General features: G+C 61.6%; 25 protein-coding genes. 9 read left to right on the top strand and 16 right to left on the bottom strand.

Annotated features, from left to right (window positions below; all coding sequences use genetic code 11):
• Positions 1-63 precede the first annotated feature (63 nt).
• Positions 64-405, bottom strand: coding sequence for a hypothetical protein (locus RA19_RS20285; RefSeq protein WP_039166185.1), 342 nt, complete (start codon positions 403-405; stop codon positions 64-66).
• 86 nt (positions 406-491) lie between these two features.
• On the opposite strand from RA19_RS20285, the gene purB reads away from it, so the two are divergent.
• The gene (gene purB, locus RA19_RS20280) at positions 492-1796 is read left to right on the top strand and encodes an adenylosuccinate lyase (RefSeq protein WP_039166182.1); all 1305 of its coding nucleotides are present in this window, start codon (positions 492-494) and stop codon (positions 1794-1796) included.
• A gap of 148 nt (positions 1797-1944) precedes the next feature.
• On the opposite strand, the gene RA19_RS20275 is transcribed toward purB, so the two are convergent.
• Entirely contained in the window at positions 1945-2229 is a 285-nt protein-coding gene (locus RA19_RS20275; protein ID WP_152615837.1) for a hypothetical protein, read from the bottom strand.
• 248 nt (positions 2230-2477) lie between these two features.
• On the opposite strand from RA19_RS20275, the gene RA19_RS20270 reads away from it, so the two are divergent.
• The 3 genes from RA19_RS20270 (at position 2478) to RA19_RS20260 (ending at position 5275) form a co-directional block, all read left to right on the top strand.
• Entirely contained in the window at positions 2478-3011 is a 534-nt protein-coding gene (locus tag RA19_RS20270; RefSeq protein ID WP_039166177.1) for a tetratricopeptide repeat protein, read from the top strand.
• A 73-nt stretch (positions 3012-3084) separates the two neighbouring features.
• Positions 3085-4200, top strand: a complete 1116-nt coding sequence (locus RA19_RS20265) for a flagellar motor switch protein FliG (RefSeq protein WP_039166175.1) — start codon at positions 3085-3087, stop codon at positions 4198-4200.
• Positions 4201-4342: 142 nt separating this feature from the next.
• The gene (locus RA19_RS20260) at positions 4343-5275 is read left to right on the top strand and encodes a lysophospholipid acyltransferase family protein (RefSeq protein WP_039166172.1); all 933 of its coding nucleotides are present in this window, start codon (positions 4343-4345) and stop codon (positions 5273-5275) included.
• A gap of 9 nt (positions 5276-5284) precedes the next feature.
• Here RA19_RS20260 and RA19_RS20255 read toward each other — a convergent pair whose 3' ends face one another.
• Positions 5285-5986, bottom strand: coding sequence for a DUF1223 domain-containing protein (locus RA19_RS20255; RefSeq protein ID WP_039166169.1), 702 nt, complete (start codon positions 5984-5986; stop codon positions 5285-5287).
• A gap of 222 nt (positions 5987-6208) precedes the next feature.
• Between RA19_RS20255 and acnA the strand changes: the two genes are divergently transcribed.
• Positions 6209-8896 carry an aconitate hydratase AcnA gene (acnA, locus tag RA19_RS20250; protein WP_039166167.1) on the top strand — a complete coding sequence of 896 codons (2688 nt, stop codon included), beginning with the start codon at positions 6209-6211 and terminating at the stop codon, positions 8894-8896.
• 136 nt (positions 8897-9032) lie between these two features.
• Here the strand turns inward: acnA and RA19_RS20245 are convergent, their stop codons facing one another.
• Positions 9033-9791 (bottom strand): substrate-binding periplasmic protein, encoded by a 759-nt coding sequence (locus tag RA19_RS20245; RefSeq protein WP_039166164.1) that lies wholly within the window; start codon positions 9789-9791, stop codon positions 9033-9035.
• A gap of 309 nt (positions 9792-10100) precedes the next feature.
• Here RA19_RS20245 and RA19_RS20240 point away from each other — a divergent pair, with 309 nt between their 5' ends.
• Complete coding sequence (locus tag RA19_RS20240) at positions 10101-10385, top strand: antibiotic biosynthesis monooxygenase (protein WP_039166609.1); 285 nt, start codon at positions 10101-10103, stop codon at positions 10383-10385.
• A gap of 28 nt (positions 10386-10413) precedes the next feature.
• Here the strand turns inward: RA19_RS20240 and RA19_RS20235 are convergent, their stop codons facing one another.
• A complete protein-coding gene (locus RA19_RS20235; RefSeq protein ID WP_082020634.1) occupies positions 10414-11277 on the bottom strand; it encodes an MBL fold metallo-hydrolase in 864 nt (287 codons plus the stop codon).
• A 24-nt stretch (positions 11278-11301) separates the two neighbouring features.
• Entirely contained in the window at positions 11302-11922 is a 621-nt protein-coding gene (locus tag RA19_RS20230; RefSeq protein ID WP_039166158.1) for an NAD(P)-dependent oxidoreductase, read from the bottom strand.
• Positions 11923-12029: 107 nt separating this feature from the next.
• On the opposite strand from RA19_RS20230, the gene RA19_RS20225 reads away from it, so the two are divergent.
• The 3 genes from RA19_RS20225 (at position 12030) to RA19_RS20215 (ending at position 13185) form a co-directional block, all read left to right on the top strand.
• Entirely contained in the window at positions 12030-12401 is a 372-nt protein-coding gene (locus tag RA19_RS20225) for a winged helix-turn-helix transcriptional regulator (protein ID WP_039166155.1), read from the top strand.
• Positions 12398-12811 (top strand): DOPA 4,5-dioxygenase family protein, encoded by a 414-nt coding sequence (locus RA19_RS20220; RefSeq protein WP_342586091.1) that lies wholly within the window; start codon positions 12398-12400, stop codon positions 12809-12811. The genes RA19_RS20225 and RA19_RS20220 overlap by 4 nt, the downstream gene beginning before the upstream one ends.
• A gap of 86 nt (positions 12812-12897) precedes the next feature.
• On the top strand, positions 12898-13185 hold the full coding sequence (locus RA19_RS20215; protein ID WP_241479112.1) for a putative quinol monooxygenase: 288 nt from the start codon (positions 12898-12900) through the stop codon (positions 13183-13185).
• Between the two features lie 2 nt (positions 13186-13187).
• Here the strand turns inward: RA19_RS20215 and RA19_RS20210 are convergent, their stop codons facing one another.
• From RA19_RS20210 to yajC, 10 genes are all read right to left on the bottom strand, one after another.
• On the bottom strand, positions 13188-13727 hold the full coding sequence (locus RA19_RS20210; protein WP_039166149.1) for a DsbE family thiol:disulfide interchange protein: 540 nt from the start codon (positions 13725-13727) through the stop codon (positions 13188-13190).
• Positions 13720-13875: a heme exporter protein CcmD gene (gene ccmD, locus RA19_RS20205; RefSeq protein ID WP_039166147.1), complete on the bottom strand. Its 156-nt coding sequence runs from the start codon at positions 13873-13875 to the stop codon at positions 13720-13722. Before ccmD ends, RA19_RS20210 begins: the two co-directional genes overlap by 8 nt.
• Positions 13875-14606: a heme ABC transporter permease gene (locus RA19_RS20200; RefSeq protein ID WP_039166144.1), complete on the bottom strand. Its 732-nt coding sequence runs from the start codon at positions 14604-14606 to the stop codon at positions 13875-13877. Before RA19_RS20200 ends, ccmD begins: the two co-directional genes overlap by 1 nt.
• Before the next feature lie 55 nt (positions 14607-14661).
• Positions 14662-15318, bottom strand: coding sequence for a heme exporter protein CcmB (gene ccmB / locus RA19_RS20195; RefSeq protein ID WP_039166141.1), 657 nt, complete (start codon positions 15316-15318; stop codon positions 14662-14664).
• Complete coding sequence (gene ccmA / locus RA19_RS20190; protein WP_039166139.1) at positions 15315-15929, bottom strand: heme ABC exporter ATP-binding protein CcmA; 615 nt, start codon at positions 15927-15929, stop codon at positions 15315-15317. The genes ccmB and ccmA overlap by 4 nt, the downstream gene beginning before the upstream one ends.
• Positions 15930-16020: 91 nt before the next feature.
• Positions 16021-16374 carry an Mth938-like domain-containing protein gene (locus RA19_RS20185; protein ID WP_039166137.1) on the bottom strand — a complete coding sequence of 118 codons (354 nt, stop codon included), beginning with the start codon at positions 16372-16374 and terminating at the stop codon, positions 16021-16023.
• 13 nt (positions 16375-16387) lie between these two features.
• Positions 16388-17140 (bottom strand): TSUP family transporter, encoded by a 753-nt coding sequence (locus RA19_RS20180; protein ID WP_039166133.1) that lies wholly within the window; start codon positions 17138-17140, stop codon positions 16388-16390.
• Positions 17133-18101 carry a protein translocase subunit SecF gene (gene secF, locus RA19_RS20175; protein ID WP_039166130.1) on the bottom strand — a complete coding sequence of 323 codons (969 nt, stop codon included), beginning with the start codon at positions 18099-18101 and terminating at the stop codon, positions 17133-17135. Before secF ends, RA19_RS20180 begins: the two co-directional genes overlap by 8 nt.
• Position 18102: 1 nt before the next feature.
• The gene (gene secD, locus RA19_RS20170; RefSeq protein ID WP_039166128.1) at positions 18103-19764 is read right to left on the bottom strand and encodes a protein translocase subunit SecD; all 1662 of its coding nucleotides are present in this window, start codon (positions 19762-19764) and stop codon (positions 18103-18105) included.
• Between the two features lie 33 nt (positions 19765-19797).
• Positions 19798-20082, bottom strand: coding sequence for a preprotein translocase subunit YajC (gene yajC, locus RA19_RS20165; RefSeq protein ID WP_039130110.1), 285 nt, complete (start codon positions 20080-20082; stop codon positions 19798-19800).
• Positions 20083-20333 lie beyond the last annotated feature (251 nt).

Below are 20333 nucleotides of genomic sequence, written 5' to 3'. Positions count from 1 at the left end.
GCGCCCGGCCCAACTGCGGCAGGCCTTCTGAAGAAGGCCGAAACGCAGGCGGGAGAAACCCCCTTATTGTTCCGCGTAACGGCCGGTGGTGACATCACCGCCGTCGCCAACAAAGCGCAGCGCCGCACCATCGCTTTCCAGCGCATAACAGGCCCAGAGATCCGAAGGCGGCCAGGTGGAGCAGTATTTCCCGTCCCGCACCCCCCAATACCCCCAGCTGTCGCGGCCCGCATTATACAGCGTCCTTCCCGAAGCCCGGAACTCCTGCCAGGCACCGTTCCCATACACCAGCTTGCGCCCTTCCAGCGCCGCTTGCACTTCCTCTCCATTCAGCACCCGCCACTCTGCCGCCGAAACCGGCGAAACCGCACATGATACCGCAATCATCAGGGCAAACTGCCTCATCCCATCCTCCCAGCCTTGCTGTCCTGCCTCTCCTCCTCTAATAGGCCGGGCATCTGCTGCACAATCACATAAAGGTGCTTCCGCCCATGATCCCGCGCTATGCCCGTCCCGAGATGACCGCCATCTGGTCGCCCGAAACCAAATTCAAGATCTGGTACGAGATCGAGGCCCATGCCTGCGAAGCAATGGCCAACCTCGGCGTGATCCCGCGCGAGAACGCTGACGCGGTGTGGAAAGCCAAGGATGTGGAATTCGATGTCGCCCGCATTGACGAGATCGAAGCCGTCACCAAGCACGACGTGATTGCCTTCCTTACCCACCTGGCCGAACATGTGGGCAGCGAAGAAGCCCGCTTTGTCCATCAGGGCATGACCTCCTCGGACGTGCTGGACACCTGTCTGAACGTGCAGCTGGTGCGCGCCGCAGACCTGCTTCTGGATGGCATGGACAAGCTGCTCGCCGCGCTGAAAAAGCGCGCGCTGGAGCACAAGGACACTGTGCGCGTCGGCCGCTCCCACGGCATCCACGCCGAACCCACCACCATGGGCCTGACCTTTGCGCGCTTCTATGCTGAAATGGACCGCAACAAGAACCGCCTGGAAAAGGCCCGCTGGGAAGTCGCCACTGGCGCGATCTCCGGCGCGGTTGGCACCTTTGCCAACATCGACCCGGCGGTCGAAGAGCACGTTTGCGAGCAGCTGGGCCTGCGCGCTGAGCCGATCTCGACCCAGGTGATCCCGCGCGACCGCCACGCGATGTTCTTTGCCACCCTCGGCGTTATTGCCTCCTCGATCGAAAACGTTGCCGTGGAAATCCGCCACATGCAGCGCACCGAGGTGCTGGAAGGCGCGGAATTCTTCTCGATGGGCCAGAAAGGCTCCTCGGCGATGCCGCATAAGAAGAACCCGGTTCTGACCGAAAACCTCACCGGCCTGGCCCGCCTGGTCCGCATGACCGTGATCCCGGCGATGGAGAACGTGGCCCTGTGGCACGAGCGTGACATCTCGCACTCTTCCGTTGAGCGCGGCATCGGTCCGGACGCCACCGTCACCCTGGACTTTGCCCTGCACCGCCTGGCCGGCGTCATCGACAAGATGCTGGTGTTCCCCGAGAACATGCTGGACAACATGAACAAGTTCCCTGGCCTGGTGATGTCGCAGCGCGTCCTGCTGGCGCTGACCCAAGCAGGCGTCAGCCGTGAAGATGCCTATGCCATGGTTCAGCGCAACGCCCTGAAAGTCTGGGAAGATCGCGTTGATTTCCGTGAGCTGCTGCTGGCCGACGCCGATGTGGTTGCCGCCCTGGGCAAAGAAGCCATCAACGAAAAGTTCGACATGGGCTACCACACCAAGCATGTCGATACGATCTTCAAACGGGTGTTCGGCGAGTAAACCGTTCAATCCATCATCAAAAAAACGCCCTGCACTGCAGGGCGTTTTCTTTTCTCCGCGTCCCAACCCCGGCCTTTGCTTATGCAAATTCAACCCGGAATCCGCAAGCCTAGGCGCGGGCCGGCGCGCGGCCGCTCTAGTACAGCAATCAGAGCAATTTCTCTTCCACGGCAGAACGAAGCTGGGGCATGCCAGTCAAGCAATGGCCCTTTACACTAAGAAACAGGCCCATGAAGTTCGCCACTGCGGACCCTGCTCTTTCCATTTCCCGAAATTCCGGTCTGCGTTTATTAGGCTTGCGGCTCAGTTGAATGAACTTCCGGTATGCAGCCAGAAACTCTGTATCCGCCGCCGCTTGCACCAGGAAATCAGCCACTTCTTCCTCTGAAAGCGGTTGTTCTGAAAGGTATTCTGAAACTGAAAGTCTTCTCATCTTGGGAACTGCTGCCAGGATTTAGCATTCTAGGATGACTCTTGTTTCACCTGAACACAGGACCGGCTTTGCAGCAAGCTTAGCACTGCCTGCCTTCGCCCTTTTGTCTTGCAAGCGCTCGCCGATGAAGTTTGCGCCTCGCTGCTGCCGTCAAAATCAAAAAACGCATTTGTGAAATGAATAAAGTCGCCGCCCCGCGGGTTCTCAGAGTACATTCAACATGACTTTGCACATCAGGAGTTGATGATATGCGTTATTTTGCTCTGGCCGCTGCCTTGACCCTTCCAATGGCGGCCTTTGCTGCCGGCGGCAACGACTGGAACCCGCCGAAACCCTCCGAGACCACCAAAACCTGCAAAGGAAAGCGGGTCTGGGACGACGAAAAGAAACGCTGCGTGCGGGCCCGGAAATCATCTCTGAACCAGCAGGAGCTGATGGGCGCAGTGCGCGAGCTGGCTTATGCAGGCCGCCAGGAGGACGCCCAGGCGGTGCTCAGCGCGATGGCCAACCAGCAGGATTCCCTGGTGCTGACTTATTGGGGCTTCACGCATCGCAAAATGGGTAATTTGGAACAGGCCCAGGCCTATTACGATCAGGCGCTGGCGCAGGATCCGGATAACCACCTTGCCCGTTCGTATATGGGTCAAGGCCTTGTGCAACAGGGCAAATACGGCGCCGCGCTGGTACAGTGGAAAGAGATCCGGGCGCGGGGCGGCGACGGGACATGGGCAGAAGCCTCACTGCGCAACGCCTTGGAAACAGGCGCTTCCTACAACTACTAGGCTTCAGCATTTTTTTACGGCTTGCGGCCTATTCTGCCCCTGGATCAAGAAGAATCTTTGGTAGGGTGCGAGAATGCCTCAAGACAATATGCTGGCGCTTCCTATGGCTGGTGGCGGATCGGACCTTGGCGGGTTTGCTGCCCCGGCTCCTCTCGGCGGCGGGGGCGGCCTTGGGGCCTCCGGCCCCGGGCTGAGCGGCAAGGCCAAGGCCGCGATCATCGTCCGGCTGCTGCTGAACGAAGGCGCCGAAATCCCGCTGGAAGAACTGCCCGATGACCTGCAGCTGGAACTCACCCAGCAGATGGGCAAGATGAGTATCGTCGACCGCGAAACGCTGAACGCAGTCGCGGGCGAGTTTGCCGACCTGCTGGACAATGTCGGCCTGCATTTCCCCAACGGCCTGGCCGGCGCGCTGAACGCCATGGAAGGCAAGATCAGCCGCTACACCCACAGCCGCCTGCGCCGTGAGGCCGGCGTGCGCCAGTTCGGCGACCCGTGGGAACGGCTCAAGCAATTGCCTGCTGAAGATCTGGCCGAGCTGGCCGAAGCCGAAAGCACCGAGGTGGCAGCCGTTCTGCTCTCCAAGCTGGACACCGCCAAGGCGGCGCAGATGCTGGTGCATCTGCCCGGGCCGGTGGCGCGCCGTATCACCTATGCTGTGAGCCACACCGCAAATGTGACTCCGGAAACAGTCGACCGTATCGGCCTGTCGCTGGCCGCCCAAGTCGAAGCGCGGCCCGAGCTGGCGTTTGACGAAACGCCGGGTCAGCGCCTGGGTGGTATTCTGACGGAGGCCGCCGCAGCCAAGCGCGACGAGGTTCTGACAGCTCTGGACGAAGAAGACGAGGAATTCGCGACCCGTGTCCGCAAGGCGATCTTCACCTACGCGCTGATCGGCGAACGGATGCAGAAGACCGATGTGCCGAAACTGATGCGGGTACTGTCTCAGCCGGATCTGGTGACCGCGATGGCCTTTGCCACCGACGAAGAGGACGTCGCCACCAACGACTTCCTGCTGGAGAACATGTCCAGCCGGATGGCCGACAACATCCGCGAAGAGGTGGCAGAGCGCGGCAAGGTCAAGCGCAGCGATGGCGAGGCGGCCTTTAGCATGATCATTTCGGCCATGCGCGACCTGGTTGCGACCGGCGAAATCGAGCTGGCCTCTGATGAAGAAGAAGAGGGCTGACCGCCGCCAAACTGAGCCTGCCGCCGCGTAACCGGCGCCTGCCGCTGCCGGCGGCGGGGCCGGAGTTGCTTGTGCCTGCTGAAACAGGTGCTTATGATACGGGCTTCCAGCCGCATTGCCGTGCCGCAGCCATCCAGACGCCATGCCCGTAAATCCTTCTGAGCTCTCCACTTGGAGCCACGTCAAATACTTTGGCAGCAACCTGTTCCTGCGCGGGCTGCTGCTGGGCATGCGGCTGTTTCCCTACCGGATGCGTGTGCCGCTGATGGGACGGCTGGTCACTGCGATGGGCCGGCTGGCTGGCTTTGACAAACGGGTGCGCGATAATCTGAAACTGGTCAGTCCGGAATTGTCCGGGCTCGATGCAGGCCAGCTCTACCGCGACGTCAGCGACAATGCCGGACGGATGATCGCCGAGCTCTATGCCGGCGAGATGTTCTATGACCGGGCCCGCAAGGCCCCCATCACCGGTCCCGGCCTGGACGCGCTGGAAAAAGCCCGGGCTGAAGGCCGCCCGGTCCTGCTGGCAACCGCCCACTTTGGCAACTACGACGCAGCCCGCGCCGCCTTGGTCGCCCGCGGCCATGCGATGGGGTCGCTGTACCGCCGGATGGCAAACCCCTATTTCAACGAGCATTACGTTGCCGCCATGAAGGCCAATCACGACCTGATGTTCGAACAGGGCAAGCGGGGCATGGTGGAACTTGTCCGTCACCTGAAAAAAGGCGGCATTGCCGCCATTGTCACCGATCTCCATGCGCAAGGCGGCGAGCTGATCGATTTCTTCGGCAAACCAGCTGTCACTTCAACGGTTCCTGCGGAACTGGCGATGAAGTTCGGCGCGGCACTGATCCCGGTCTACGCAGTGCGCCAGGCAAACGGTTTGGACTTCGAAGTTGTGATGAACGCCGAAGTGCCCCATAGCGACCCGCTGACCATGACCAAGGCGCTGAGCGCGGATCTGGAAGCCATCGTGCGCAAACACACTGGTCAATGGTTCTGGATCCACCGCCGCTGGAAGCACAAGGCCGCTTTTGCCAAACCTAAGGCAGAGGCCAAACCAGCAGCTGATTAACCCAGGCCGTCAATCGGCCCGCGCTGCGGCGACGATGCGCCCGAACGGCGCTTCCTGCACCAGAACTGCGGCAGGCTGGCTGCCCGGAGCGGGAACCGAGATCTCCAGGTCGCCTGCCCCGTCCCATTCGGCTGCGATTGTCCAATCCTCAACCACATTGGCATAGGACAGCGTGCGTCCGGCGAGCTCCCCGCGCTTGATGCTGACGGTCTGCTGCGGAGTGTAGCGGACCAGCTGCACGACCAGCTTGCTGTCCGGCATCTGAACCCGCGGCTGCAGCCGGATCACCAGTTCTTCGCCCCGGCGTTCAACGTCCAATGACACCGGGCGCGGCTGATCCTTGTGTTTGGCGATGGCATCAGCCACTTCCATGGCATCGGCGCCGACCACATCGTCCTGCCCCATGATGACCATCTGCGGCGTGTAGATCATCCGGCGGCCGCCCGCGTGGGCATATCCCTTTTGCCGCTTGGTGTGGGAAGGCCTGGCAAACTCATCCTTCCAGCCGATGTAATCCCAGTAGTCGACGTGCAGCGCCAGCGGCAGCACATCGTCGCGCTCTGCCAGCTTGTGCAGCAGCGCATCGGCCGGCGGGCAGGACGAGCAGCCTTGCGACGTGTACAGCTCCACCACCACAGGTTCCGCCGTGCTTTGGCCGTACACCGGCGCAGCCAGTCCAAGAGCTATTGCAATTGTCGCCAGAAGTTTCATGAATCGCCCACACTGTTTCTTAGGCATCTGGTCTAAAGATGTGGCTGCTGTAAGGCCAATCAATCATTTTTGAGCCGGGTGCGAGCGCCCCAAGCGTAAAAAATGTGTACAATCGCATACAAAAGTGCCGCCTGCGGCGTTTGGGCTATTGAATGCTTAATCTTCCTCATGCATTTAGCAGGCAGCGAATTCCCGATCTGAAATTCTTGAGGGAGGCCAAACATGCCTATCACCGTCGGTCAGGACAATGCCAACGCACGCAGAACGCTGAGCGTTAACGGCAAGTCGATTTCCTATTACTCCATTCCCGCCGCCACCGAGGCCGGCTTTGGCGACTTTTCCAAGCTGCCTGCTGCGCTGAAAGTGGTGCTGGAAAACATGCTGCGGTTCGAGGATGGCGGCTTCTCCGTCTCCACCGACGACATCAAGGCCTTTGCGGAATGGGGCGCACAGGGCGGCAAGAACCCGCGCGAGATTGCCTACCGCCCTGCCCGCGTTCTGATGCAGGACTTCACTGGCGTTCCCGCCGTTGTCGACCTTGCCGCCATGCGCGACGGCATCGTCGGCCTGAAAGGCTCGGCCGCCAAGATCAACCCGCTGGTTCCCGTCGACCTCGTCATCGACCACTCGGTGATGATCGACGAGTTCGGAAACCCGCGCGCGTTCCAGATGAACGTGGACCGCGAATATGAGCGCAACATGGAGCGCTACCAGTTCCTGAAGTGGGGCCAGAACGCCTTCAACAACTTCCGCGTTGTGCCGCCGGGTACCGGTATCTGCCACCAGGTGAACCTGGAATACCTGGCGCAGACCGTCTGGACTGATACCGACCAGAACGGTGAAGAAGTTGCTTACCCGGATACGCTGGTCGGCACCGACTCTCACACCACCATGGTCAACGGCGCCGCGGTTCTGGGCTGGGGCGTTGGCGGCATCGAGGCCGAAGCCGCAATGCTGGGCCAGCCGATCTCCATGCTGATCCCCGAGGTCATCGGCTTTGAGCTGACCGGAGAGATGGTCGAAGGCACCACCGGCACCGACCTGGTTCTGAAAGTGGTGGAAATGCTGCGTGCCAAGGGCGTGGTTGGCAAGTTCGTCGAATTCTACGGCGAAGGCCTGGACCGCCTGCCGCTGGCAGACCGTGCCACCATCGCCAACATGGCCCCGGAATACGGCGCCACCTGCGGCTTCTTCCCGATCGACGGCGAAACCCTGCGCTACCTGCGCAACACTGGCCGCGACGAGGACCGCATCGCCCTGGTCGAAGCCTACGCCAAGGAAAACGGCTTCTGGCGCGGTGCAGACTACAACCCGGTCTACACCGACACCCTGACCCTGGACATGGGTTCGATTGTGCCTGCGATCTCCGGCCCGAAGCGCCCGCAGGACTATGTTGCGCTGACCGACGCCAAGTCGGCCTTCTCGAAAGAGATGGAAGAGACCTTCAAGCGGCCCATGGGCAAGGAAGTCGCCGTCAAAGGCGAAGACTACACCATGGAGTCGGGCAAGGTTGTGATTGCGTCCATCACCTCCTGCACCAACACCTCCAACCCCTATGTGATGATCGGCGCAGGCCTGGTCGCGCGCAAGGCGGCTGCTCTGGGCCTCGACCGCAAGCCTTGGGTCAAGACCTCGCTGGCACCGGGTTCGCAGGTTGTGTCCGCCTATCTGGAAGCCGCAGGCCTGCAGGAAGACCTGGACAAGGTCGGCTTCAACCTGGTGGGCTACGGCTGCACCACCTGTATCGGTAACTCGGGGCCCATCCAGCAGGAGATCTCCGAAGCAATTGCCGAGGGCGATCTGGTGGCAACCTCGGTCCTGTCGGGCAACCGCAACTTTGAAGGCCGTATCTCACCCGATGTACGTGCCAACTACCTGGCCTCGCCGCCGCTGGTCGTGGCCTACGCGCTGGCCGGCACCATGGACATCAACCTGGCGTCTGACCCGATTGCTCAGGACAAGGACGGCAACGATGTCTACCTGAAAGACATCTGGCCCTCGACCCAGGAAGTCGCGGAACTGGTCGAACAGACCGTCACCCGCGAAGCCTTCCAATCGAAATACGCTGACGTCTTCAAAGGCGACGAGAAGTGGCAGGCGGTCGAGACCACCGACGCGGAAACCTATGACTGGCCCGCGACCTCGACCTACATCCAGAACCCGCCTTACTTCCAGGGCATGGGCACCGAGCCCGGCACCATCTCGAACATCGAAGGCGCCAAGGTTCTGGCGGTCCTGGGCGACATGGTCACCACCGACCACATCTCGCCCGCGGGCTCCTTTGCCACCACCACCCCGGCCGGCAAGTACCTGCTGGAGCGCCAGGTGCAGCCGCGTGAGTTCAACTCCTACGGCTCGCGCCGCGGCAACCACGAGATCATGATGCGCGGCACCTTCGCCAACATCCGCATCAAGAACGAGATGCTGGACGGCGTCGAGGGCGGCTACACCAAAGGCCCCGATGGCGAACAGACCTCGATCTACGAGGCCTCGATGGCGCATCAGGAAGCGGGCACCCCGCTGGTGGTGTTCGGCGGCGAACAGTATGGCGCGGGCTCCTCGCGCGACTGGGCGGCGAAAGGCACCGCGCTGCTGGGCGTCAAAGCCGTGATCGCGGAAAGCTTTGAGCGTATCCACCGCTCCAACCTGGTTGGCATGGGCGTCATTCCGTTCGAATTCACCGGTGGCGACACCCGCAAGTCGCTGGGCCTGACCGGCGACGAGACCGTGTCGATCAGCGGTCTGGACACCATCCAGCCGCTGCAGGAAGTGCCTTGCGCAATCACCATGGCGGACGGTTCGGTAAAAGAGATCACCCTGAAGTGCCGCATCGATACCGCGCCCGAGATCGAGTACATTGAGCACGGCGGCGTGCTGCACTACGTGCTGCGCAACCTGGCCAAGTCGTAAAGAATTGGCATTTCATGATGTTAAGGGCGCCTCTTCAGGCGCCCTTTTCTTTGCCGTGATCGAAAAGACTCCTTGGGCCGGCTCAGGACGCTGTCTCTTCCCCGCCCAAGGCCAGAAACCGGCCACGCCTGCCCGTCTATTGCGTGTAGTCCGCGCTATGGAGGATTTCCTCAATCCTGCCTTCCGCTCGCAACTCTGCAATGGCTTGGTTGAAGCGCTCCAGATAGGCGTCTGCGCCGGAAGCCCTGGACAAGCCAAAGTGCGAATATCTGCTGGAAATTGGTGTGCTGACGGCCGCAATCCTGTCCTGCCAGCCATTCTGTGCAACGTGATAGCGGCCAACGGCGCCATCGATGGCGATCACATCAATCCTGTCAAACAGAAGCATTTGCATCAGGCTCCGCACGTCGCCGCTGCGGACAATCGGATTGTGAGCTAAAAACGCCGCTTCCATCTCTTGGTCGATGACGCTGCCATTCACCATGCCCAGCCGCAGACCGGAAACATTGGTGTAATCCCCATTCACGGCGCCCCCATCCGGGTAGCGGCGCCGATTGTACCAAAACGTATTTGTCTGTTGGAAGGTGCCCTCGGTGAAGGCCAAATAGCTTTCCCGGTCCGCAGATTTGAACAGCGGAAGGATCCCGTCCGCTTCACCGGCTTTCGCCTGCGCCTGGCATCGCTGCCAAGGCAACAGCACTACAGCAGCAGAGACACCGTCGATGCGCTCGGTCACCGCTTTCAGCAACTGGACCTTCAGCCCTCCGGTCGGGATCCCGGAGTCTCCCAGCGTATACGGCGGATAGGGATCATAGCAGAAACGAAGAACCGTCTCCGCCTGCGCCTCGGCACCAATAATACAGCAGGCTGCCGCCCCGCTGAGCAGCGTTTTCATTAATCTGCCAGCAATGGCCAATTTCGTTGCCTTCCAGTGAGTCGGGCAAGGCTTCTGCCCTCTAATGGCCGGCATACTGCGCGACCCGGCTTTAACATTAAAGGCTGTTTCCTACGGCGCCGCGGCGCGAGTAACGCCTGCTGAAGGCCTGGCTTCCCGCACCGCCTACTGTAAACGGCTGCTTTGCAACTTCGGGGCAAGAAGAAATTAGAAGATACCCGCTGTACCGTTCAGTTCAGCTATGCAAAGGTGCATTTTAAAAGCATAATTATGTCCGCGCAGGACATCCAGACAGCCAGGCGCCAAAGCATGAAAGAAGCAGCTATTGCCGTCGTTTACCCGGATGAAGACACATTTGAAGACCACGTGCAGGCGGTGCTGGCAATGCTTCCCGGCACGCGCCGTTTTCCCGGCTGTCTCGAAGCCCATGCAGGGATCAACCGCGACCGCTTTGAGATCGCCATCTTCCACTTGTGGGAATCACTGGATCACTTGGACCGTTACCTGACCTGGCGGGCTGAAAGGGGCGATTTCGATGCTCGCAGCGCCACCATGCGCCGCGAGCAGGAATTCCGAACTTTCTCGGTCCCTTAGGGCCGCAGCCCCAAACCACGCTGCCGGATCAGGGCCAGGCGCGTTCGCCCTCCAGCACCTGGGCACTCAGCTCCAGATCGCCGGTGTTGACGAACCCGGGATGTGCAGCAGTCATCGCGGCGATCACTGCAGCTGAGCCCTCCAGCTTGTCCGAGGCCTCCTCGAAGGCGGCAATATAGCTGCGGGTGAAGGCCACGCTTGAGGCATCCTTGGCAGGATCATCCATGTAATGGCCCGGGATGATCCGTTCCGGGTTCAGCGCCAGGATCTGATCCAGCGTCCTCCGCCAGTTTTCCCGGCTTTCCGGCGTTTGGTTATCTGCCATCCAGACATGCACATTTTCGTAAACCGGCACTCCGCCAAGAACAGTCTTGGCAGACGGCACCCACAGGAAAGTATGCGCCGGGTCGTGGCCGTCCAGCCCCACCACCTGCACTTCCTCGCCATCGACCAGCAGCGTGCTGCCTTCAATGACTTTAGGCACAATCAAATCGCGCGGGGCGTTCTCGCCCAGGATCGGACCCCAGAAATCATTTTTGAGCTGGATTGTCTTTTCAATGCCAGCCACCGTCGCCGGGGTCGCAAGGATCTTCACATCCGGAAAAGTTTCGCGGATCCGGTCCACACCGAAATAGAAATCCGGGTCCTTGTGGCTGATGAAGACCGCGGTGAGGGTCTTACCGGTTGCTTGGATCATCTCGACCAGCTCTTCCGCATCGTCGCGTTCAAACTGTGCATCGACCAGGATCACTTCGCTTGGGCCCTCAATCAGCGAGGAGGTCACGGCAAACAGCCCGTTTGTACCCGGATTGTAGTCAGAGATTTTCAGGTCCGCAGCCAGCGCCGCAGTTGAAAGAACCGCTGCAAGCGCGGATGAAATAAGAGTTTTCATGATTTTTTCCTTAGAAGAACAGGGTCAGTAAGCAACAGTGAAAATCTGGCGCGGATGTTTCGGCGCCTCGGCCTCATCCAGCAGCGCAACCGCATAGTCCTCGGCCGAGATCCGGCTGTTGCCCTCGGCGTCCGTCAGGAATGTACGGCCGCCCAGGCGGAACGTCCCGGTGCGTTCGCCCGGCTCGATCAGCCCGGCCGGCGCCAGAACTGCGAAGTCCAGTGCGCTGGCAGCGATCTTCTCAAACGCCTGCCGCATACCCTGCGCCTCCGCGCGGTAGAGTTCTGGAACCACATCCGCCACCGGTGACCCGTCCGGCAAGTTCAGCGAGCCCGCGCCGCCAACAAGCAGCAGCCGCCGGCCCTGAAGCCCGGCGATCAAAGCCTCCGCATAAGCGTTGGCCTCGGCAATTGCATCGCCGGTGCTGCGCGGGCTGACAGCGCTGATGGTCGCATCCGCCTCCGCGGCCAACGCTGCCAGGCGCGCGGTGTCGGTCACATCCAGCTCTACTGCCCGCAGGCCGCCGCGCTGTCCGGCTTTCTCCGGGCTGCGCACGGCTGCGATCACTTCATGGCCGCGGTCCAGCGCCTCCGCCGTGATCCGCGACCCGATCATCCCTGTTGCGCCAATAATCAGGAGCTTCATTCCGCTTCCCTTTCATCCTATAGTTACTGATAAGAACCAGATAGGCGCCTGGGATTGGGGCCGGAATACGCATTTCCGCGTCACATGGTTACTTGAAAGGAACCTTCATGAGCCGCCGCCGCGCCATCGAATACGACTGCCCCGTCCGCGATGTGCTGGACCGGATAGGGGATGCCTGGTCGGTGCTTCTGGTGATAGAGCTGGCCAAAGGCCCCTGCCGGTTCAACGCGCTGCGGAGGGTGATCGAGGGGATCTCGCAGCGGATGCTGGCCGTTACCCTGCGCAATCTCGAACGCGACGGGCTGGTCAGCCGGTCGGTTCTCGACCTGTCGCCACCGCAAGTGGAATACGCGCTCACGGACCGCGGACAATCCCTGTTCGCAACCATCCGCCAGCTGGCCAGCTGGGCCGACGAGCATCAGCCTGGCATCCGCGCCTCCCGTGCAGCCTACGACGCGGCCCGCAGTGAAAGCGTCTGACGGCGGCTTGCACAGGATCTGTTCGCAAACAGCAGATTGCGCAATCCACCGCTGCCCGGAATAGTGGCGGCAGGAAACAGACAGACATCATAACCGGCTACCACGCCCACGTTTATTTCGACGCTGACACCGCCGCCCAGGCCCGCAGCCTTTGCCAGCAGGCTGCCGATCAGTTCGGGGTCAGCATGGGCCGCGTCCACGAAAGGAACGTTGGGCCGCACCCCAGATGGTCGTGCCAGCTTGCTGCGAGTCCCGAGCAATTCGCGGAACTGCTACCTTGGCTGGCGCTGAACCGGGGCGGCCTTATGGTCTTTGCTCATCCGGAAAGCGGCGACGACTTGGCGGACCACCGGGACCACGGGATCTGGCTGGGCACCGGGCTGGAACTGGACCTTTCCATCTTCGGTTGACCCTACCGTAAATTTACCGGAAATTGCCAATTGCATGGCAGGCTTCCGCTGTCAGCAGAAGACCGGAGCATATCTTGAAGGAAGGCGTGATCATCCTTCTCCAGGCCAGGCCGGAGGAATTTGATGAACTGTCGGCATTGGTAGCAGCCATGACCGCACAGGTTCGCGCCTACCCCGGCAATCTGCAGGCAGAAGTTCTGCTGGCGCGCGACCGCAACGAAATCTCGGTATTCCAGCAATGGGAAAGCGCTGAGGCGCTCAGCGATTACCTGATCTGGCGTTCCGGCCAGGAGGACTTCGAGCGGGTGCATGATCTGGCAGCCGCCGAGCCCGACTTCAGAACCTATACCATCCCGCTTCAGGACCAGCCCTAAGCCTAGCGGCCAGCCGCCTTGTCCATCGCCGGGCGGATCCTGCTTTCAATGACGCGTTGGGTAACCGGCCCGGCAAAGCGCAAGACTATCTTGCCGTCGCCATCCACCACATAGGTTTCCGGCACGCCGTACAGTCCCCAGTCAAGCGCCATCCGGCCGCGCTCGTCCCGGCCGATAGCCGTGTAGGGATCTCCCAACTCGTTCAGAAAAGCCTCGGCATTGTCCAGCTGATCCTTGTAATTGACGCCGTAGACTGGAATGCCTTCCTCAGCGAGCGCTTCAAGGTTCGGATGTTCGGCGCGGCAGGGCGCGCACCAGCTGGCCCAGTAGTTCACCAGCTTAACGCTGCCGTCGCGCAGGGTTTCATCCGTAAACATTTCCTTGCCGGGGAATTCTTCCATCACCACCGGCGGCGCGGGCTGGCCTTCACGGGCAGACGGCAGGCTGTCCGGATCCTCCCGGAACATCCCCACCAGCGCCAGGCCGACAAAGCCTGCGAACACCACTCCGGGAACCGCCATCAGCGGCGAGATCTTAGCCATTGCGCTTCATCCGCATTTCCAGGGTTTCCATCTCCCGGCGCACCTTGCGGCCGCGCCAGATCGTCAGCACCACCAGCGCCGCCAGCAGCAACAGCGACGCACCATAGGCCGACAACACCGTATCGGCGTATTTTCCAAGATCGGGCATCAGGCCTCCAGCCGTTCGCGCGCCATAAGTGCCTTGATACGGCGGGCGCGGATTTCAGTTCCGGTGCGGTAGAGCACCAGGGCAAGGAACAAGAGCACAAAGCCTGCCATGCAGACATAGAGCGGCGAGGAGAAGGCATCGTGAACGTTCTCCTTCTCATCCAGGGACAGCGACGCCCCCTGATGCAGCCCCTGGTTCCAGAAGTTCACCGCATAGCGGCTGAGCACCGCAAAGACTGAGCCCACCAGGCAGAGGATAGACGTCAGATCCGCCGCGGTGTCCGGATTGTCGATCGCCTCCCACAGGGCGATGTAGCCGAGGTAGAACAGGAACAGCACCAGGAAGGACGTCAGCCGCGGGTCCCAGGCCCACCAGGTGCCCCACATCGGCTGCCCCCAGATCGCACCGGTGATCAAGGCAATCAGCGTCATCACCACCCCGACAGGGGCTGCAGCACGGGCGGCCAGGGCGCTGACATGATGGCGGCGGATCACCCAGATCAGCGAAGCCACCAGCATCATGAACCAGGCATTGATCGCCATCAGGGCCGAGGGCACGTGCAGGAAGATGATCTTGACGGTGGAGCCCTGCCGGTAATCATCCGGCGTGAAGAAGAAGCCCCAGATCAAGCCCGCGGAGATCAGCACCGCAGAGCTGACCCACAAGGCCGGCATCACCTTCTCAGAGGTGGCCAGGAACTTCTTCGGGTTGGCGTATTCCCAGATCGACATGGTGGCTATTTAGCTCTTGTTCTCGGGTTTCTCAATTCACGGGCGCGGCATTGGGTCAGCGCAAATTGACGCGCAGGACAGCGGCGCTGGCAAAGGGCAACAGGGCGATGGAGGCGGCGGAGATCCCTGCCAGCAGCAAGAGCGGCGTCTGTACCGCCATGCCCTCGGCGCCGCGGCGGGCAACTTCGGAGCCAAAAATCAGCGTCGGCACATAGAGCGGCATAACCAGCAGGGACATCAGCAGGCCGCCGCGTTTCAGGCCCACAGTCAGCGCCGCGCCGAAGGTGCCGATGACGGACAGCGCAGGCGTGCCCAGCAGCAGCGAGATCACCAGCCACTGAAAGCCCTGCACCGGCAGGTTCAGAAGGACCCCCAGCACCGGCGCCGCCATGATCAGCGGTAGGCCGGTGGTGATCCAGTGGGCCAGCGCCTTGATGGTGACGGTGCTTTCCAGCGGCAGCGGCGCAGTGGCCAGGAGGTCGAGCGAGCCGTCCTCCCAATCCAGCGCCAGCAGCCGGTCAAGCGACAGCAGGCAAGCAAGCAGCGCCCCCAGCCACAGCACGCCCGGGGCGATGCGGGCCAGCAGTTCGGACTGCGGGCCGACAGAAAACGGCACCATCACAGTCACGATGAGAAAGAACGCAAGACCGAGGCCAAATCCCCCGCCCGCACGGAAGGCGAGCTTCAGATCCCGCAGAAGAAGCGCAATCACAGGAAGCCTCCGTCAAAGTCGTCAATCTCCGGCGGCTTGGCCTTGTAGGGGCCGACGTCCAGCACTTCCGCCTCCAGCCCCAGATCGATATGGGTGGCAATCAAGGCAGAGCCGCCCTGCCCCAGATGCGCCCGCACCGCCTCTGCAAACATCGCTACCGAGGTCTTGTCGAGGCTCACAGTCGGCTCGTCCATGATCCAGATAGGCCGTCCGGTGACCAGCATCCGGCTAAGTCCCAAGCGGCGCTTCTGCCCCGCGGACAGGGCTCCCGCCTGGCGGTCCCGCAAAGACTGCAGATCAAACCCGTCCAGCGCCTGTTCGATTCCATTGCGTCCGAATACGCTGGCCCAGAACGTCAGGTTCTCAGCCACTGTTAAAGTCGGCTTCAGCCCGTCGGAATGTGCTGCATAAGCGATCTGGTCCTCGGCGCCCTCAACCCGGCCCTTCAGCGTCGGCTGCAAGCCTGCGACGGTGCGCAGCAGGGTGGTTTTGCCGATGCCATTGGGCCCGCGCAGGATCAGCGCCCTGCCCGGCTCAAGCGCAAAGCTCACGCCCTCCAGCACCGGGATGCCGCCGCGGGCCACGCTCAGATCCGTCACATTCAAAGTCATGAATTCCGCTTATCCCATTGCACCGGCGCATGAAAAGACCATTAAACAGATGCCCGCTTTGCGGCAGGTCAAACACATCAGAAATTCATCTTCAGACCGGCAGAGCAGCCAGCGCTATCCGCCGGCCTTCGGACAAAAGCACGTTGTAAGTACGGCAGGCCGCGGGCGAATTCATCGCCTCTACCCCCAGCCCGGCTTCCTCCAGCGCTTTTCGCAGGTCTGCCGGGATATGGGCGATCTCAGGCCCGGTGCCGATGAACAGCACATCAATTTCCCCGGCCAGCGACAGCAAAGGCTCAGGCTCACCGAACCCGTCCCAGGCCGCGGTGCCCGCCGCCGATGTCAGCACCCCGCCCTGATACACCTGCCCGCCGATGCGGAAGAACCCGTCGCCATAGCCGTCAACCGGCTGCGCATCGGAATAACTCACTTCATTCAGGCGCATATGCGGGCTCCTTTCAGTCAAACACCGGGAGGCTGGATAGCACGGCCAGCGCAATCACGGAATAGGAGGCAAAGCGGTAGAGCTTCTCCAGCTTTGGATCAAACAGAGCCTTGCCGGTCAGCGTTGTAACCACATAGGGGATGCCCAGCAGCCCGGCCAGAATGAAGGCCTGCAGGCTGGCCAGCCCGCCGAAGATCAGGTTGACGGCAATAACTACGTCCAGCGCGGCCAGGAACACGATGGTGTTGGCCCGCACCCGCGCCACATCGCGCACATTGGCCAGGTAGAAAACAATCACCACCGGCCCGGTCAGCCCGGTCATGCCGCCGACAACGCCGGCCGCACCGCCAATGGCAAAACGGCCCGGCCAGCCAAGCTTACCCTGCCAACGCCAGCCCGAAATAACCGCGGCCAGTGTCAGCCCGATTACGCCCGCGGCCAGCCAGCGCAGGGTTAGCGGATCCATCTGCTCCATCACCCACAGGCCGGCAGGCACCGTCACCGCCGCCGCCATGGACAGCGCCCCGACCTCGGCCCGGTCGGCATTGCTCCAGGCCTGCGGGAACAGGGTGATGGTGGAAAACACCCCCATCAGCACCATCAGGAACACCACATCCGCCGACGGCAGGAACTGCGCCCCGACAGGGACAAAGATCATTGCGGTGCCAAAACCAGTGAAGCCGCGGACAAGACCCGCGGCTCCGATGGTGACAAGCAGCCAGAACAGCCCCGGTGTGGCCAGGGCTGCCTCGAACGCCTCAAGCATCGATGTTCGAGAACTGGTTGCCGGTGGTGTTGGCCTGTTTCGACCAGTCCCGCTTGACGCCCAGTTTCAGCAGGATGGTGGAAGCGACAAACACCGACGAGTAGGTCCCGACAATAACGCCCCAGATCATCGCAAACACAAAGCCGCGGATCACGTCGCCGCCCAGCACATAGAGCGAGATCAGCGCCAGCAGCGTGGTAACCGAGGTCATCACGGTGCGGCTCAGGGTTTCGTTGATCGAGAGGTTCAGTACCTCGGCCAGGTCCTTCTTCTTGTAACGGCGCAGGTTCTCGCGCACCCGGTCGAACACAACCACGGTATCGTTCAGCGAGTAGCCGACGATGGTCAGCAGTGCTGCAATGATTGCCAGGTCGAACTTGATCTGCAGCGCGGCAAAAACACCGATGGTCAGCACCACGTCGTGCACCAGCGCTGCAACCGCGCCCAAAGCAAACTGCCACTCGAACCGCAGCCAGATGTAGACAAGAACAGCCGCAATCGCCAAGGCGACAGCCAGCACCGCAGTCTGGATCAGCTCGCCCGAGACCTTGGGGCCAACGGATTCTACCGCAGCAAACTTGATGCCCGGCGCCACTGCGTCCAGCGACTGGTTCAGTTGCACGATCATCTCGCCCGAGATCGCCTCGCCGCCTTCCTGCGCCTGGATACGGATCTGCGACACATGCTGGTCGTCGTCAAAGGCCGGGTCGAACACCTCCGTGATCGAAATGTCGCCCAGCTGGTGCACCGACAGCGCATCGCGGTAGGCACCGACATCCACTGGCTCTGACGCCTCGGTTCGGATGGTGGTGCCGCCGCGGAAGTCGATGCCGAAGTTCAGGCCCTGCACCGCAAAGGATGCGATGCCGATCACCAGCAGCAGCGCCGACAGGCCCAGCCACAGCTTGGCCTTGCCAAAAAAATCGAAGGAGGTTTCCTTGGGAACTAGTCTCAGCCGCATATCACACCTCAATCGTTTTCGGACGGCGCCGTTCAAACCACATGACGATCATCAGGCGGGTGACAAAGATCGCGGTGAAGACCGAGGTCATGATGCCGAGACCCAGGGTGATCGCAAAGCCCCGCACCGGGCCGGAGCCCATGGCGAACAGGATCACCGCAGTGATGAAGGTGGTGATGTTGGCGTCCAGAATGGCGCTCAGCGCCTTGGAGTAGCCTTCGTCAATCGCCTTGGCCGGGCCGCGGCCTGCCTTAAGCTCTTCACGGATGCGCTCAAAGATCAGCACGTTGGCGTCCACCGCCATACCAACCGTCAAAACGATACCGGCAATGCCCGGCAGGGTCAGCGTGCCGCCAATCAGGCTCAGCATACCAAAGATCAGCGCGATGTTCAGGATCAGCGCCACATTGGCAAAGAGGCCGAACAGGCCATAGCTGAGTCCCATGAACACCAGCACTGCGATAAAGGCCACGATGGTCGCGATCTTGCCCGCATCAATGCTGTCCTGACCCAGTTCAGGGCCGATGGTGCGTTCTTCCAGGAACACCAGCTCGGCCGGCAAGGCACCTGCGCGCAGCAGGACAGCCAGGTTGGTGCTCTCCTCGATGGTGAAATTGCCCGTAATGATGCCGGAACCGCCCGGGATATGCGACTGGATCACCGGAGCCGAGACCACCTCGTCATCCAGCACGATGGCAAAGGGCGAACCGATGTTCTCAGCAGTGTAATCCCCGAACCGGCGCGCACCGGAAGTATTGAAGCGGAAGGTCACCGCAGGCCGGCCATTCTGGTCGAACGACGGCTGCGCATCCACCAGATCCTCGCCGGTTACAACGGCAGCGGATTCAATGGTGTAGTAGAAACCTTCCTCGTCCAGCGACGGGATCACTTCATTACCGATGCCCGGGGCTGCGTCCGGATCGCTGCCACGGCCTACAACCGGATTGAAGGTGAGCTGTGCGGTAGTGCCGATGATTGCTTTCAGTTCCGAGGCCGAGCCGATGCCCGGCACCTGGATCAGGATCCGGTCGGCGCCCTGGCGCTGAATGGTCGGCTCGCGGGTGCCCACCTCGTCAATCCGGCGGCGCACGATCTCCAGCGCCTGACGCACGGTGCGGTCGTCCGAGGCGATCTTCTCCGCATCGCTCAACTGCACCACCAGGATATCGCCCTCGGCCGAGACCTCGATGTCATTGGCCCCGACGCCAGTTAGCGTGGTGATCGGGTTTGCCAGTTCGCGCACCACTTCCAGCGCGCGGGCCATGCCATCGGGCTTGGACAGTTTCAGGCGAATCTGATCCGCTGCGCCCGGCTGGCGGCGGAAGGTGCCGACGGCGGAGCGCTCGGGCCGCAGCGCGTCGCGCACCTCCGGCCACAGCGCATCCATCCGCGCTTCATACACATCCTCGACCTTCACCTCGGCCAGCAGATGCGCACCGCCCCGCAGGTCAAGGCCCAGGTTCACCAGGCCCGACGGCAGATACGACGGCCATTGGCCAACCGCTTCCAGCCGCTCCGGCGTCTCGCCCTTGGCGATGATGTCGGCGGCGGCGTCATTGGCCTGTTCGACGCGGGTGTAAAACCCGTTTGGCAGGGCAAGCATGATACCGGCTGCGCATACCAGCCAGATCAGCACCCTCTTCCAGAGATCAATTTGCAGCATTGCCCTGCCTTTTCAGATCGTTGCGGGAAATGCTTAAGACGCAGGCTCAGTCTTGTTCAGAACCTGGGCGATGGTCGCCTTGACCACGCGCACCTTGACGCCTTCTGCGATTTCCACTTCGATCTCGCCGTCTTCTTTTACCTTGGCCACCTTGCCGATGACACCGCCCTGGGTGACCACCTGGTCGCCGCGGCGCAGGCCGTCGACCATCGCCTGATGCTGCTTCATCTTCTTCTGCTGCGGGCGGATCAGCAGGAAGTACATGATCGCGAAGATCAGGATAAGCGGGAGAAATTGGGCGACTGCGCCACCGTCCATGGGATATTCCTTCTGTCAAAGCGGCATGGGGTTTCACGCCGGAATTTTGCAGCGGAACCTATGCGTTGAGGGGAAGGGTTGCAAGGCTCACAGCCTCCCCAAAGAGGCCAAATCCGCGCCCTGGCACGGTTGTTCGGTTTTCAGAAGGCTCCCAGCACTCCCGGTTCAGTACAATTGGGTGTTTCCGGCTTCCTTGAAACCCGGCAGCGAGATTGCAGCCTGAGCACCGGAAACACGTACAGGCGGCCTGA

Origin of the sequence: Leisingera sp. ANG-M1 (assembly GCF_000813745.1) — a bacterium.
Taxonomy (GTDB): Bacteria; Pseudomonadota; Alphaproteobacteria; order Rhodobacterales; family Rhodobacteraceae; genus Leisingera.
The sequence above is the reverse complement of the archived record's forward strand: the minus strand, read 5'-3'. Positions and strand labels throughout refer to the sequence as shown.

Excerpts from the sequence above, each read along its gene's own strand:
- ccmA (WP_039166139.1), bottom strand. The coding sequence starts at position 15,929 with ATGACTTTGAATGTGACGGATCTGAGCGTGGCCCGCGGCGGCATCCCG.
- RA19_RS20230 (WP_039166158.1), bottom strand. The coding sequence starts at position 11,922 with ATGAAGCTCCTGATTATTGGCGCAACAGGGATGATCGGGTCGCGGATC.
- RA19_RS20185 (WP_039166137.1), bottom strand. The coding sequence starts at position 16,374 with ATGCGCCTGAATGAAGTGAGTTATTCCGATGCGCAGCCGGTTGACGGC.
- RA19_RS20255 (WP_039166169.1), bottom strand. The coding sequence starts at position 5,986 with ATGAAACTTCTGGCGACAATTGCAATAGCTCTTGGACTGGCTGCGCCG.
- RA19_RS20225 (WP_039166155.1), top strand. The coding sequence starts at position 12,030 with ATGAGCCGCCGCCGCGCCATCGAATACGACTGCCCCGTCCGCGATGTG.
- yajC (WP_039130110.1), bottom strand. The coding sequence starts at position 20,082 with ATGGACGGTGGCGCAGTCGCCCAATTTCTCCCGCTTATCCTGATCTTC.
- RA19_RS20240 (WP_039166609.1), top strand. The coding sequence starts at position 10,101 with ATGAAAGAAGCAGCTATTGCCGTCGTTTACCCGGATGAAGACACATTT.
- RA19_RS20180 (WP_039166133.1), bottom strand. The coding sequence starts at position 17,140 with ATGCTTGAGGCGTTCGAGGCAGCCCTGGCCACACCGGGGCTGTTCTGG.
- RA19_RS20260 (WP_039166172.1), top strand. The coding sequence starts at position 4,343 with ATGCCCGTAAATCCTTCTGAGCTCTCCACTTGGAGCCACGTCAAATAC.
- RA19_RS20200 (WP_039166144.1), bottom strand. The coding sequence starts at position 14,606 with ATGTCGATCTGGGAATACGCCAACCCGAAGAAGTTCCTGGCCACCTCT.
- secF (WP_039166130.1), bottom strand. The coding sequence starts at position 18,101 with ATGCGGCTGAGACTAGTTCCCAAGGAAACCTCCTTCGATTTTTTTGGC.
- RA19_RS20210 (WP_039166149.1), bottom strand. The coding sequence starts at position 13,727 with ATGGCTAAGATCTCGCCGCTGATGGCGGTTCCCGGAGTGGTGTTCGCA.
- RA19_RS20270 (WP_039166177.1), top strand. The coding sequence starts at position 2,478 with ATGCGTTATTTTGCTCTGGCCGCTGCCTTGACCCTTCCAATGGCGGCC.
- RA19_RS20245 (WP_039166164.1), bottom strand. The coding sequence starts at position 9,791 with ATGAAAACGCTGCTCAGCGGGGCGGCAGCCTGCTGTATTATTGGTGCC.
- RA19_RS20235 (WP_082020634.1), bottom strand. The coding sequence starts at position 11,277 with ATGAAAACTCTTATTTCATCCGCGCTTGCAGCGGTTCTTTCAACTGCG.
- RA19_RS20275 (WP_152615837.1), bottom strand. The coding sequence starts at position 2,229 with ATGAGAAGACTTTCAGTTTCAGAATACCTTTCAGAACAACCGCTTTCA.
- ccmD (WP_039166147.1), bottom strand. The coding sequence starts at position 13,875 with ATGCCCGATCTTGGAAAATACGCCGATACGGTGTTGTCGGCCTATGGT.
- secD (WP_039166128.1), bottom strand. The coding sequence starts at position 19,764 with ATGCTGCAAATTGATCTCTGGAAGAGGGTGCTGATCTGGCTGGTATGC.
- RA19_RS20285 (WP_039166185.1), bottom strand. The coding sequence starts at position 405 with ATGAGGCAGTTTGCCCTGATGATTGCGGTATCATGTGCGGTTTCGCCG.
- purB (WP_039166182.1), top strand. The coding sequence starts at position 492 with ATGATCCCGCGCTATGCCCGTCCCGAGATGACCGCCATCTGGTCGCCC.
- RA19_RS20265 (WP_039166175.1), top strand. The coding sequence starts at position 3,085 with ATGCCTCAAGACAATATGCTGGCGCTTCCTATGGCTGGTGGCGGATCG.
- acnA (WP_039166167.1), top strand. The coding sequence starts at position 6,209 with ATGCCTATCACCGTCGGTCAGGACAATGCCAACGCACGCAGAACGCTG.